This window comes from Bacillus sp. THAF10, from assembly GCF_009363695.1.
Classification (GTDB): Bacteria; Bacillota; Bacilli; order Bacillales; family Bacillaceae_I; genus Sutcliffiella_A.
On record NZ_CP045403.1, the window covers coordinates 3,658,130 to 3,671,902 of the forward strand.

General features: G+C 38.0%; 11 protein-coding genes. All 11 read right to left on the minus strand.

The features are described 5' to 3' along the window. Window positions 1–45 precede the first annotated feature (45 nt). Window positions 46–1,425, minus strand: a complete 1,380-nt coding sequence (locus tag FIU87_RS18760; protein ID WP_152445988.1) for an MATE family efflux transporter — start codon at window positions 1,423–1,425, stop codon at window positions 46–48. A gap of 18 nt (window positions 1,426–1,443) precedes the next feature. Then, window positions 1,444–2,505 carry a hypothetical protein gene (locus FIU87_RS18765; protein ID WP_152445989.1) on the minus strand — a complete coding sequence of 354 codons (1,062 nt, stop codon included), beginning with the start codon at window positions 2,503–2,505 and terminating at the stop codon, window positions 1,444–1,446. A gap of 12 nt (window positions 2,506–2,517) precedes the next feature. After that, window positions 2,518–4,086: a YcaO-like family protein gene (locus tag FIU87_RS18770; protein ID WP_152445990.1), complete on the minus strand. Its 1,569-nt coding sequence runs from the start codon at window positions 4,084–4,086 to the stop codon at window positions 2,518–2,520. Continuing rightward, window positions 4,083–5,144 (minus strand): hypothetical protein, encoded by a 1,062-nt coding sequence (locus FIU87_RS18775; RefSeq protein ID WP_152445991.1) that lies wholly within the window; start codon window positions 5,142–5,144, stop codon window positions 4,083–4,085. Before FIU87_RS18775 ends, FIU87_RS18770 begins: the two co-directional genes overlap by 4 nt. Then, window positions 5,141–6,124, minus strand: a complete 984-nt coding sequence (locus FIU87_RS18780) for a hypothetical protein (protein ID WP_152445992.1) — start codon at window positions 6,122–6,124, stop codon at window positions 5,141–5,143. Before FIU87_RS18780 ends, FIU87_RS18775 begins: the two co-directional genes overlap by 4 nt. After that, window positions 6,111–9,062, minus strand: coding sequence for a lantibiotic dehydratase (locus FIU87_RS18785; RefSeq protein WP_152445993.1), 2,952 nt, complete (start codon window positions 9,060–9,062; stop codon window positions 6,111–6,113). The genes FIU87_RS18780 and FIU87_RS18785 overlap by 14 nt, the downstream gene beginning before the upstream one ends. Window positions 9,063–9,153: 91 nt before the next feature. Further along, window positions 9,154–9,291, minus strand: a complete 138-nt coding sequence (locus FIU87_RS21135; RefSeq protein WP_172971116.1) for a thiopeptide-type bacteriocin — start codon at window positions 9,289–9,291, stop codon at window positions 9,154–9,156. 238 nt (window positions 9,292–9,529) lie between these two features. Beyond that, window positions 9,530–9,901 (minus strand): VOC family protein, encoded by a 372-nt coding sequence (locus FIU87_RS18790; RefSeq protein WP_152445994.1) that lies wholly within the window; start codon window positions 9,899–9,901, stop codon window positions 9,530–9,532. A gap of 128 nt (window positions 9,902–10,029) precedes the next feature. Beyond that, on the minus strand, window positions 10,030–11,370 hold the full coding sequence (locus FIU87_RS18795) for a GntP family permease (protein WP_253905465.1): 1,341 nt from the start codon (window positions 11,368–11,370) through the stop codon (window positions 10,030–10,032). 178 nt (window positions 11,371–11,548) lie between these two features. Continuing rightward, window positions 11,549–12,535: a ketol-acid reductoisomerase gene (gene ilvC, locus FIU87_RS18800; RefSeq protein WP_172971117.1), complete on the minus strand. Its 987-nt coding sequence runs from the start codon at window positions 12,533–12,535 to the stop codon at window positions 11,549–11,551. Between the two features lie 12 nt (window positions 12,536–12,547). Beyond that, window positions 12,548–13,690, minus strand: a complete 1,143-nt coding sequence (locus tag FIU87_RS18805) for a glycerate kinase family protein (protein WP_152445997.1) — start codon at window positions 13,688–13,690, stop codon at window positions 12,548–12,550. Window positions 13,691–13,773: the final 83 nt, after the last annotated feature.

Genomic DNA, 13,773 nt, shown 5'->3' on the forward strand with positions numbered 1-13,773 from the left:
GCTTCAAGACCTAAGAATGACCTTGAAGCTTGTCGCCCTCTATAATCACGAAGCAGATAATTCTTTCGCATCCTTTTCTTTTTTTACTAGGGAGGCACGTTGCCATCTTCCGATAATGTAATAGGACAAAGAATTAATAAACGTCATAATATTGATAAGGGAAACAGCAAATATGACACCTGAAACCGTATCGGCAAATAGATTAGGGACAATTAGTAAGCTTCCAAGGACAATAACATACATATTGCTAATCGTTAGGTACATGCCGCCTTTATAATCTCCAGATCCCGCCACCACAAAGACAAAAACGAAGGAAATTGTGTTTAGTGCCCAAGGAATGCTATAAAGCAGAAAGAATTCTTTAAATCTTGCAATCATGTCAGGGTCTGTGGAGAGTGCTAGAGCAAGTGCATTACTCGACAAAAGAATCACACTGACTACAAAGAGACCATAGCCTGCCAACACGATGACGACCTTTTTGACGGTTGCTTTAATGGAGGCTATGTCTTCTTTGCCGATAAACCCTGAGACAATGGGAATCAAACTGGCTGCAAAGTTTTGTGCAAATACCCCGAATACCATAAAGGCATACATCCCAACGGCATAGACATTAAAGGCTTCATCAGGGTAATAGGAAAGAATGATTATATACAAGAACATAGATAAATTAAAGGTGAAGCTGTTAAAAATCTGGGAGCCTACAAATTTTTTGTTTTCTTTAATTATTTGAAAGGTTGGTTTAAATGACATCATGACTTTAGATAGTCCTATTTTCAGAAAATCTTGATAGAATATTTTATACAGCAGATAGAGTGTACTGATTACATTCGCCAAAACGGTACCTGCTGCAGCACCACTCATCATCGACATTTGGTAATAATCAAATAGCAGCATTGCTAATGGCGTGATGAGCAGATTTACTAGAATGGCAAAAGCTAAGCTAATAAAGATTATTTTCAGCTTTTGAAAATATCTCGGTAGGAGTAAAAGAAAGTTATTTAATGAGAAAAATAAGTATCCGGCAAAATATACGAGTAGATAGTTGTTCAAGTAGCCATTTACAGCGGTGTTTACTCCAAATAGATATTTAATAAATGGAAGAATGCAAAATCCAACAAGCATTACGACTACACCCGTGTAGATGGAGAAGGAAAATGCGTTTTTTATCCCTTCTTTCGCTTGATTTGTGTTACCAGCACTATAGTTCTGACTTATAAAAATTAATAAAGATGAAATGACGGCAATGAGTACCATTTCGATAAAGGTGATAATGGTGGTGGATAGTCGGAGTGCCGACAAAGCGTCCGTATCCCCTATGAATACTCTAATCCAAAGCAAATCTATTAAGATTAATAGCAAATCGGCTATTCCAATTAATGTGACAGGGAGAGAAAATTTTAATAGTGTTCTCCATTTTGTATCCATTGTTTTTCCCCCAAGTTTTTATTTAGCCCCAATGATGACACTGTACATGATGGTTCGTTGGTTTCCATTGATGGCTAGTAAATTCTCGAAAGCACCTACGTTAAAGCTTTTGACTGGTCGGCAATAATGCTCTTCTGATGCATACATCATGCAATAATATTGTGCGAGATAGCCGATTGCCAAAATGTATGGGGTAACATACTCTTCTTCATTAAAAACTAGGTTGTCGATGGTGAAAAGGTACATCCCGGAAACACCTTTAAAGTTAATATAAGGATAAATACTGTTTAACTGCTTATAGTCCACCATTGTTTGACTTTCAGGTACTTTGAAATTCCCATTGCCATCATTCTGTAGTTTGATTAACTGAATGGCGTTCTTTCTTAATGGTTGGGTAAATAAGGTGTCTAGCTGTTTACAAAGTCTTTGGAAATCTGCCGCATCGTCAAGTAATGGTAAATAATCAAAGGCTGTTATTGGATGTAAGTACGGACCACTGTTTCTAATGGAGCTTAAATGATAAAATCTTTGCAATCTATCTTTATCAAATTCTTGCTTTTGGCTGTTTTCTTTTTTTAACAAAAGGTACCCGTTTGCTATATTTACTTTATAATTTTCCCCACATGTTGTTGCGACGTAGTTGATGTTGAATAATAAATGGCCGGCTTCTAATAGAAGAAGGCTTTTTTTGATGGACTTATAATAGTCGGGATAAATTTTGCCATATTCAAGTAAAATGTCCCCTTCCGTTCCTGATCTTGTAGGATTTTCATAGAGCTGGAACCTTTTCGATTGTTCATGTTTCGTTAAGAATTCCCCCTCTTTTGTCGCAACAAAGAGTTTTATTGGGTACAAGCTTCGAGGAGAAGGATAACCTTTGTGAACCTTGAAATGCGTGTCTTTTTCTACTCTGATGTAATCGTTTAATCCTGTCATGGTTTCTAGAACAGGATCATCACAGACAACGTTATCATCCAAAAGGAGATATTGATCAAGCTGATAATCTAGTATCTGCTCCTCATAATTAAATAGCGAATTGTATGCTAACTCTTGAAGAAAATCATACTTTGAATAATTCATGTCTGTTCCTCCTTATGCCAGTGGGTGAATATTACGCTCTTTCCACCTTATTTCGTCTTCTTGCATACCGGTTATCCTGACAAGGTCAGAGGTGAAATCAACAGGCATAGCACCAACGAGCAGGACCTTTGTACAGGATAAAGAAAGGGAGCTTAATAGTGCATTGTCCTGATGAATAACTAAAATGTTCTCGTATTGGGTGCTGATTTTTTTTACAACCCAAGAGAGCTCTTCCTGTAAATTCTCGGTATAAAACGACCATTTCAACAGGTTAGTATACGCTTCTTCTCTAGCGTTGCTTAGCTTCTTCTCGAGTAAATCTTTTACTTTATAAGAGGCAAATAAGTAAAAATGATCTTCAATGGAATCTAGCCTCTCCTTTGTTTCTACCTCTCTAATCAAGTTGGTCAGCTTTTCTTCCTTTAGGCCTGTTAAATTCAAGTAGGCGTTATATAATTCGTGAAAGGCTGATTCTATCGCATGCTCTAGCTGCGGATGACAGCCAAGTCCTGTGATGGAATAGATGGCATTACGAGCGTCATTGCTCCGTATCAGTGCCCACACAACCGGGATTTGCGCTTCATTAGGTAACACAAAGAATTCTAATTTATAGCCTTTGGTAGCAAAAAATAGTGTTTGACTTTCATAGCCTGTTAATTCGGTTATGTTCAGTAATGGCGCAGAACGAAACCATGACTTGAAGAAGATATCTCTTTCATAGGCTTCCAGGGTGGAAAACAACGCAGCTTCCTCGTCTCCATTGCCTATGGCGCATCCATTAGAGCTTTCAATGGTATATTTGTTCTTCATTGCTGGTTTTAAGTATTGAACCATTTGTTCAGGAACATAGAAAACTTCCTCATTTACAAGGGAATGTGCCTTCACCCAGTCGATTTCCAGGTCGTGGTGATAAGTTACCAACTGATATCTTTCTTTAGGAATATCGGAAGGATAAAGACCGAATTTTTCTGGATGGATGACCGCTACTTTGTTCTTAATCTGATTGTAAGAACCCGTAATGGTATCCGGAAGATCTAGCATGCTACAATACCTTTCCGTGTATTCCATTAACGCTTTTCTCGTTGCTATGGATGGATCATAATCAAATCCAAAGCCTTGGATGGTAAAGTATTTTCTGTTTGCAACAGCAATGGATGAGTCTGTATCTCTTATGACATATCCACCATGGATAGGAAACAATGCATTTTTTAAATCTCCTAGTGGCAAGTGGGTCGGCATACGCTTGCTACTTGATGTTTTCTTGATTGGTTGCTTTTCTAGGTCATATCCGTACGTGAAAATTACTGTATGTTTTGCAATATCCAGCTTTAATTCTTTATATTTGTGTAGATTTATTTTAAAAAACAAAATACTTTTCACGACGCTATCAATGTCTGAGCAAGAGTAGGAGCTGGTAGGTATCTCTCCTGAAATAATGGACTTATCAGGCACCTCCTCTCCTCTTTTCTCCCTTTGTATCGTAATACTTTCTGAGTCAGAGACAAAAGACAAGTAGTAAGGACCGTATTCACCAGATGGAAGGTGATTGTTAAGGGTAGCTTTTACCTCATTGATGTTCATCTTACTAACTCCTCTTTTTGCTCGGAGACGGTGATTTCATTGTGATGTAGGGTTAATAAGTAGCTGATTGGATTGATGTTTGGAGTCTTAGGATGTGAATACTTCAGCTTATTAATAGTTACGTACATGGAGTCTTCCGTTTCTTCTATTTCTATTTCTTCCTGAAATTTAATAAACCATAACTTTTTTAGCAGTGTTTCAATTTTTTCGGTCTCGACCTGTTCAATAGGTAGAAGCGCAATGGTAGCTTCCATATGGAAATGCCGAGCAAGGAGCTGGAGCAAATTATTAATGGCATCCTCTTCATTAAAACCAATGCAAACAAGCTTTTTACCGAGCCATTCTGATTGAAAGGATAGACGAACAAAAGGGAAAAAGGTTTTAAAATCAAACACGACCGGCCCTTTGTTTAATGTTTCCATCATAAAATAACTCGATTTGAAATTCTTGAAGTTAATATCGTTAAGTTCTATTATTCTTACTGTATTTTCATAGATAGATAAATCCACAACCACGATTTCTTTGTTAAGCTGTGAAGAAAGAAAGGTTTTCTTTTGCATTTTTTCTATAAAAACATAGGCAGCATATTCTAAGTAATCATTGCTCCATCCTTCTGAGGTGTTGGTAGGTAGTTTGTGGTTGGAAATATACATCTCATCATCAAAAAATGTTATGTGCAGTTCATTCTTATCTATCCTATCTGTAAGGAGTAAGGAAGATTGTTGATCTGTCCTTTCAACTGTGTGACCACATTCTCTTTTTAGAACGTCGATAAAGTGGGAAGGACCCGAAATACGAGCGAAGTCATCAAAGGAAATTTCCTGCCTCTTCTCAATCGTTGTCACCATTTCTTTTTCCATCAATAATTGCAAAACCTTCTGATCAAAACTGTTCTCAAATGAAATGAAATCTCCTACTTTTAATGCTTGAATGATTTGATATACTCTTTTTCTTAATGCTTCATTCAGCATCAGCTTTAAATTCTTTTCTTTTGTACAAATATAAAAGTCATTTTCTGTGTCGATGATATAGATGGTTGGGTCAAGGAACATCTTCATCCGTATACCTCCTCCTTCTTAAACCTTATGGTGCTTAGTAAATAGTTCATATAAAACTTGTCTAATGGTTTGATGTTAAGGAGCACTAGTTTTTCATATAGAACATTTAAGATCCAGCGGTTGGTAATTAAGACTGAATCCTTTAAGATCAACTGACTTAACGCAGGAGTCCCCAATGCAGCTTTGTGCCTTGATGAGGATGCTGCCACCTTCGTTTCAATATGTGCATCATCATGAGGGGAATAAAAGTTTAGGACGTCTCGTTGCACAGCATCCTCCATATCTTGAAACAGCACTTTTAGCTCTCGCGTCAGAGCATTATCCTTTTCCATACATTCCATTAAACTTTCTCTATCCTTTTCACCTGCTTGTTCAAATTTCCCTATAATTGCCTGCTTACTTTTTTCATTTAACGAGTGTAGGAGGCCAAGATAATGGGAAAGGTGCGACACATACCCATTGGAATAGAGCGCATGTTCCTCAGAAAGCACGGTATCTGGCAGATACGCGCTGAATGGAATAATATCCCTTGTTATGGAAAGGATGTGGTTATCTTTTTTCCAATAACGATTCCTAAACCATCTATCAAAAATTTGATTGATCTTTATGTATATTTGTAACTGCTCCTCATTCTGAAAGCCGAATAAATCCGCTCTTCTTGCAACGAGAACCTTGTTTTGATGAATATCTTCGAGTGCCTTTTCTTTTAAAGCCACCTCTGCAACCTTTTTATATTTGACCCTGAAAGCTTCCTCGTCATACTTCTCTGTTGGATGCGTAAGGAGTAAACGGGTACATTCAGCGGAAATGTTGCTTATTTCATGTTGGGTAAACCACCCAAACACCGATAGATGAAAGCCATTTTCAAAGCTTTTCTTGAGAGATACCTTTGATTTCCCCTCCAACAAAGCAAGGATGGATGAATAAATCGGATGATGGTCCACTTCATTCATGAAGATCTTTATTTCATAAAAGTTCATCGTATTCTCCTTTCATCTGCAGTCGATATTTCAAATTGTAGAAAATATATTTCACTAAGCAATTCACTTCCGCTTCAAGCTGTTTATTGATTCCAATCACCCTGTTTAAGGTCATATGAATGATGCTGTTATAAATATAATCTCTTCTTTCTGGCGAACATTTCTGTTCAACTAGGCGGGAATAACGCCTTCCTGCTGCTTTTTTTTCCTTAAAGAGTTCTTGCTGATGCTCTTTATATAGCTCGAATGCTCGATTTCCAAGCGCTGTATAATAATCTCTGTTTCCTTTAAACTTAATTAAAAAATTTTCATCGGTATTCGCATGTCGATGCAGCTGTTCAAGATAGGAAGCTGCCCCCTCATAGCTGTCATGAAGATCAAATAATGTAAAAAACATCGAAATAATGCCTTGTTCTGTTTCGTTCTTCATCTGCCATTCTTTTTGCAGATTCATTTCAAAACCTACCTTTGTTTCGTGACAGAAGTATTGATAAGCCTCGTTGGAAATGGTGTTTCCACCATATCTGCTAATCTCTGGTTCAAATAAATGAATAGAATAATCCCTTACTAGCTCGTTCATTCGAAAATTTTCTAAGATTTCCGCTAGCGGATCCTTCGTATCAAGAGCTTTTTTGTACCGAATTCTTAGGTGTGGCTGACCTGAGAAATCCTGATAGTTTATATAAAAAACCTGTGAATGATTACGTTTATACAAACTATCTAAACAAGAAATTAGAACCGCCTGCTTATGGTTTTGATGGTAATAAATCTTATAATATGTCCATTCATGGTCAATTAGCTTTTCATGTGTTCCCACATCTTCTGCCGGGACATTCCTTTGAGTGCCTTGAGTGGATGGGGGTACCGTAACGATGTAATCTTTGACATAATTTTGTTTGTGAACAATGGTGTCATTTAGCTCTGGCGCTTCGATGAAGGTGAGATAGTTACCGTATTTTTCTGCCCTTTTCATGGCATCTATCACCAAATCCTGACCGATGGCTGTGTTAAGCTTGACTGGTAAGGTTTTATCACCATCAAGAAGATACACATAGCGTTCAGCTAAGGAGTGCTCTTCCATCAATTGATATAAGCGCGTTCTTGGATTCCCTTTAAGTTCTTTCATCGGGATATTCCACCTTCGCGGAGAGAGAATAATATTTTTAAACTGAATCCTTGGAAGGTAACGGAGCGTTTTCAGTTTCCCTAACCCTATATTTGTTGGTACTTCACTAATGTATTTGCCAAACAGAGATAGAAACAAAAGGGGCTTTTGCTCCAGAAAATTATTATAGTAAAGCATATGAGTGGAGACTGGTAATAATCGTTTTTTGTGTTTTCTACTTTTTAGATAGAAGCCACCAGAATCTGTGCCAACATAAATGTCGTTAAGCATGATAACATGGTCCTGCTTTTCACTTTTACAGGTGATATCAATCACATAATCTGGCTGTTTATACGAAATACCTAGATCCGGATAATTCATCGGTACCCCATTTAATTCACAGCTGATATAGTGGTCATCATGATAATAAGGTGCCGTATTTTGATGCTGCTCTATGTCCAGCCTGCCTGAAAAAGAAGAGGCTGTGCTTCCGAAAGAATTTACTCCTAAGTGAAAGAGCTTCTGCCCGTTTTCTTCCACAATGGAAAACTTCATATCATATCCATCTTTTAGCTTGTGCTGACGATCATTTTGATATATTGCGGAAATAGCGTTCATGTCTTCTTCCTGGAGCTCCAACACGTGCTTGTTTGCACCTTGATTATTCCAAAACTTATCCAGCATATAGGACATGAATTCCTCATCTTGCTCCGCGTATTGTTGTTGATTCTGAAAGGACGGGAGACCAATCCCTTTATCACAATCCAGCATCTCCATTAATGGCACTTCATTAAAAAATCCATATTTATCCATAAACTGCAGATAATAATGATTCCAAGTGTTCGCTGTAAACTGCTGACTGAGATTTGCTAAAAGAGAGAGGCTTTCTACCATTGCCTCTATTTCTTTTCTATCTACTGATCTTACCGTGTCCTCATCTATTTGGTTTCGGTAGATAAAGTCGACGACAAGGTATTTATCACTTTCTACCAGCTCTTTCATTTTGCTAATAATATCCCTATATACTGCTATTCCTTCTCCTACCTTGAGACCCTTATATGTCTCTATCATCCTGGAGATCGAAAGAATTGCACAATGGAGCTCCTCACCCAACAGTTCTGGATGTGCTACAAGCTTTTGTATTAGGGCATCCTCTTTGTCATAATAAACAGAAGGCTGTAACTCACTTACTAGAAATTGTTTTTTCAACAGATTTTTTATCGTTTTCAAACAAAGCTCTTTTTTCTCCGTATCTTCAGGCACAATACGATTGACTAAATCTACTATCTTTATAGGGGAGATAGAATGGTTAACAAGGGATTCTATTAGAGGGCCTTTTTTAATTTTCACTTGTTGAAAATTATGTTGAAGAATAACATCCAAGCTATAATGCAGATTATTTTTTTCAACCAACGGATTTAAAGAAACCTTCATCTCAGATTCAATGTTTTGTAAGTCTTCTATCATCGTTATCAATTTTCTATACCATTTAATAGACAGCCTTACTTTTTTTTCATCTGCAGCATGTTGTTCTAGTTCTGAATCTGAGAATTTCCCAATGGCTATCCCTGAAAACAGTCCAAAAGGCATCGTTCTGGACGACATCCGCAATAAATATTTCACTAGTGATAACCTTGCACCCGCTGTGAACTTTCCTTCTAAAAGCTGTTGATAGAGGCTTGGGCTTGCAATGAGAATTCTTTCTTTGATTTGATCTTGGCTTAAATAAAAGGATAAAACGGTTTCCAGCTCTTTATCCGTATTAAAAATAGAATCCAGCACCTCTACTTTCAGCGCTGGTCTTCTCACTAAATAATTGTCCATCACTGACATTCTTTAGGACCTTCCCTTCAAGCGAAAATTTAAAATGAAAGCTCAGTTCAAATTTGAACTGAGCAATCAAAGGATAAGTATAAAAACGAAATTATTTTTGAGTGACAACTACGGAGCAAGAGTTATGCCCTTGAGATGCTCCCATTGTATCAAGTACTGTAGCGGAAGAAACTTCGTACACCTCTAACTCTAGTTCGAAGTCCTCAACTTTTAAGTTAAGTTCTTTCATCATTATTCCTCCTCTCCTATAAACTAGGCCCTGAAAGAATAATAACATAAGTAAAAATTATATGAATCTTCCAAATAATTAGATAAAATACGATTTTCAGTCCTATTTTACTCCCAAAATAGCATTTTATAAAAAAATAAGGAATATATCTTATTTATAATTACTATAAAAAAGGTCAGAGGAACAAGTTGTGACCACTAAAAATGTGGCTACCTTGTCCCTCTGACCCTACCCTTACCTATCTATGCTGATCAATCAATATCGGATTCCCATCAGGATCCTCAAGCGTGATATACGCTGGACCTTCTGTTGATTCATCTGCTTCTTGTTGTAAGCTTACTCCCTTTTCCTTCAACTGCTTTTGCAATTCACGAACATCAGTAAATTCATCAAGGTTTTCAGCATTGCTATCCCATCCTGGATTAAAGGTCAGCATGTTTTTCTCAAACATCCCTTGGAACAGGCCAATTACCGTATCTCCATTTTTCATGATCAACCAATTTTGGCTAATGTCGCCGCCTAACGATGAAAATCCTAAGTTCTCATAAAACTCTTTTGATCGATGAATGTCTTTTACATTCAAACTTATAGAAAAAGCGCCAAGTTTCATTTTGGTTCCTCCTTGAATATAGACTACTTATAACTTCTATATTTCTAGTTCAATCCCCTTCTAATAGTTGTAATCATTAGATTCGCAAATAAAAAAGATTGAAGGCGTACACCCTCGATCCAATCTCATTAAAATATATACGCCCCAACTACAGATATGGCTAAAATCAATACCGATACAAAGGCTAAACTTAAGGTGTACGTTTTTAGTCCACCAGAAACAGATAAGCCGGATAGGTTGGTGGTTACCCAAAACCCACTATCATTGACGTGCCCTATACTTATTCCTCCAGCTAATGCAGCCATGGCGACCCAGAGGCCGTGGATGTCGGTTCCAGAAGCAACTCCTGCCATGATGGTCATGGTGGTGATGGATGCAACCGTACCAGATCCTTGCGCTACTTTTAAGATACATGAAATGAAGTATGTCATAAAAATAATCATCCACACAGACTGGGAGCCATCGGCAAAACTATTAACAAGGGCATCACCAATTCCAGTAGCACCTATGACACTTCCGAAAGCTCCGCCAGCGCCCGTTACAAGTAAAACAATACCTGCATTTTTCATAGCAACAGAGGAAGATTTATCTCGCTCTACTTTATTCAGAGATTTTGAAGCGATTAGATATGCTGCCAATACTCCAACTAGTAAAGCGATAATTCTATCACTTAAAAAGGTAATCACTGTCGGAACTTCTTCTAAGGTGGCTTGCGCTACTGTTCCTAGTAAAATTAATAACATAGGCAAAAGGATAGGAACGAGCGCTAACAAGAAACCAGGTGCCTTTTCTTTTACCATACTACTTTCGTCCGTGGTTACAAGTTCAATTTCATCTTTTTCTGGCTTCCATAAGCCTCTATTCAGTATGGCAAAATAAAGTTTCATTGCTACGAAAGCTGCGAGCAGTCCCAATACCACACCAAACATCATCATTAACCCTAGATCAAAATTCAAAATACTTGTTGCAGCCAATGGATTAGGTGTAGGAGGTACTAATGTATGGGCAGCACCCGCTCCAATGGCAATTGCTCCTACAATATAAGGAATTGGCTTGTTTGTTTCCTTCGCCAGTGCGATTCCAAGTGGGATTAAAATGACAAAGGTAACATCATAGAATACAGGGATGGATAGGATAAACGCGGATAAACCTATCGCATAGACAGCTTTTTCTTTGGAGGTCTTTTTTACTAACGTATGCGCGATATTGTAAGCTCCACCTGAATCAGATAGCAATTGCCCTAAAATAACACCAAACCCAATGGGGATACCTATTGCTCCTAATAGTCCCCCAAAACCACTTCCAACTGCTCGGATCGTTTCGTCTAATGCCATTCCTGATGCTATTCCCATAAACAAACTACCTATGATTAAGGATATTGCAGGATTTATTTTCAGTTTCAAGATGCTAAACAATATGATCGCAACCGATATTACTAGATATAACAGTAATGCTGTACTAGAACCCAAAGAAATCGCCCCCATTTGTTTCTTTTTCTATTAAGCTCTTTTCTAAAAGCTTGTTGCTTTTGCCAATCTATAAGCTAAGAAAAATTGCCACGTGTTCAAAACTCCTCCACCAACGTTCATGACGGGTATCTAAACTATACCCAGTAGCAACAAAATTTCCGAAAACAGCCTTCTATTATTACTTCAGTCGGCTTTTCAACTTTTCTTCAGCGATACTAATTGGATGAGAGAAAGCACCATCCACCAATTTCTTAAAGTTTACAGACTGATTTTTTTCTTGTTCTTCGCTCCACTCTTTCGCAAAGTCACCTGAGCTAATTTTTTCATACTTGGACTTAATGAAGTCTCTAATATAGGTTGTATCCACTTGGTTAAAGCCTGCTAACTGTCCATATTGGCTAGTTGTGGAGTGAAATGGTAACTGTTTAAACAAGCCTACATCTGCCATCTTCTCCATCATAATGGCTGGCTCTTTTGACATATATAGCTCCATTAATACGGCTTCTTCTGGATGTCCCATTTCAATTTGTACTTTATAGATTTCAGACATAACGCTCATAATGAGAGGCCATGTAATTTGTTCGGCAATTAAATCCAAATACGTTTCATCGTTGAATGTTACTTCAATGGCACCTTTTTTCGTAGAGCCAATTGCTTTTGCTAACGATTTCGCTAACTCTAAGGCATTGCCACTAGCATCTTGATGCACCGCTAAAAATGCGGGAAATCCTTCTCCACTTTCATATAACTCACGAACAGCTTTTCCAATCATTCTTGGGGCCACCATTACTACATCTACATGTTCAGGAAAAGAAATGTTGTTGTAAGTAACGTTGTAGCCAGAAGAAAAATTCAACACATTTCCTTCTTCTAAATATGGGGCTATTTTTTCTTCATAAATGGCAGGGGCTATTTCGTCTGGTAAGAGCATAAAAATGACATCCGCCCGCTTACAAGCTTCTTCAATCGAAAATGCCTCAAACCCATCCTGATTTGCTTTTTCCCAAGAAGTATCGCGAACACTACCAACAATGACATTTTCCGAACCAGAATCTCTCATGTTCAATGCTTGAGAGCGACCTTGATTTCCATAACCAATAATGGCAACGACCTTATCTTGTAATAGTTCGAGATTCGCATCCTTGTCGTAATAAATGTTTGTCATGCTCATTTCCTCCTACGATTTAATTTTTTTATAGAATCGAACAATTTGCATTGTCTTATTCTCTATTAAACTCTCCGCATCTCTCATGGAATCAAGAGCCGTCATTGGCTTGTTTCCAATACTAAATGCGGAAGTAAGACCCATTTTTTCTTGGATTTCCTCTTCAAGACTTACCTCTCCAGCGAGGGCAACGATCGGAATTCCATTTTTTTTAGCTAATCTGCATAGCCCAGAAATGACTTTTCCTGAAGCTGTTTGGCTGTCTAATTTGCCTTCTCCCGTTAGGATAAAATCTACTTTTTTCTCATTTAAAATAGTAGTAACACCGGAACCATTCATGACTAACTCTATGCCCGGTAGAAGAGCGGCATCAAGAAATGCATACAATCCAGCAGCGATTCCACCAGCTGCTCCGCCTCCTTGCAATACAGAAACATCTACTCCAAGCTGCTCTAAAATAACATCTTGGTATCGCTCTAAAGCTTGGTTTAGTTCTTTTACCATGGAAGGGGACGCTCCTTTTTGGGGGCCAAAAACGGAAGAAGCTCCTTTTCTTCCCGTTAATGGGTTATCTACATCGCAAGCGGCAATAAAGGTAGATTCATAGATCCTATTATCGACAGCTTCTTTACTTATGTAAGATAGCTCTTTTAACGACAAGCCTCCGTCCATTAATTCTTCGTCGTTTTCTTTAAAAAAACGGAAGCCTAAAGCTTTTAAAATGCCAGTACCGCCATCATTTGTCGCGCTTCCCCCTAGACAAAGAATAAAGGATCGGATGCCTTTGTTTAGAGCATCCACAATTAGCTCTCCCGTACCATAGCTTGTTGCCAAATCCGGTCTCAGCTCTTCCTTTTTCAAAGTGGTGAGTCCAGATGCGGCTGCCACCTCAATGATTGCAGTCTTTCTATCACCAGAGATTCCGTAGTATGCATCTATTGGCCGTTTAAGAGGATCGGTAACTCTTACAAAACATTTGCTTCCTTTCATTGAATGAAGAAAGTTTTCTATTGTTCCTTCTCCTCCATCCCCTAAAGGAATCTTTATCACATGTGCGCTTTTGTCAACTTTTGCAATTCCTCTTTCCATCGCATTCGACACTCGTAACGCGGATAAAGATCCTTTAAACGAATCCGGTGCAATTAAAATGTTCATTTCTTAACCTCCATGTTTACGCTTACAGAACAAGTATATCGATAAAATTCTTACAAAGTAATCCGCATAAAATACAAATATTC

Coding starts and splice junctions, on each gene's coding strand:
- FIU87_RS18775 (WP_152445991.1), bottom strand. CDS start 5,144: ATGAAGATGTTCCTTGACCCAACCATCTATATCATCGACACAGAAAAT.
- FIU87_RS21135 (WP_172971116.1), bottom strand. CDS start 9,291: ATGAAAGAACTTAACTTAAAAGTTGAGGACTTCGAACTAGAGTTAGAG.
- FIU87_RS18765 (WP_152445989.1), bottom strand. CDS start 2,505: ATGAATTATTCAAAGTATGATTTTCTTCAAGAGTTAGCATACAATTCG.
- FIU87_RS18760 (WP_152445988.1), bottom strand. CDS start 1,425: ATGGATACAAAATGGAGAACACTATTAAAATTTTCTCTCCCTGTCACA.
- FIU87_RS18790 (WP_152445994.1), bottom strand. CDS start 9,901: ATGAAACTTGGCGCTTTTTCTATAAGTTTGAATGTAAAAGACATTCAT.
- FIU87_RS18805 (WP_152445997.1), bottom strand. CDS start 13,690: ATGAACATTTTAATTGCACCGGATTCGTTTAAAGGATCTTTATCCGCG.
- ilvC (WP_172971117.1), bottom strand. CDS start 12,535: ATGACAAACATTTATTACGACAAGGATGCGAATCTCGAACTATTACAA.
- FIU87_RS18770 (WP_152445990.1), bottom strand. CDS start 4,086: ATGAACATCAATGAGGTAAAAGCTACCCTTAACAATCACCTTCCATCT.
- FIU87_RS18780 (WP_152445992.1), bottom strand. CDS start 6,124: ATGAACTTTTATGAAATAAAGATCTTCATGAATGAAGTGGACCATCAT.
- FIU87_RS18785 (WP_152445993.1), bottom strand. CDS start 9,062: ATGTCAGTGATGGACAATTATTTAGTGAGAAGACCAGCGCTGAAAGTA.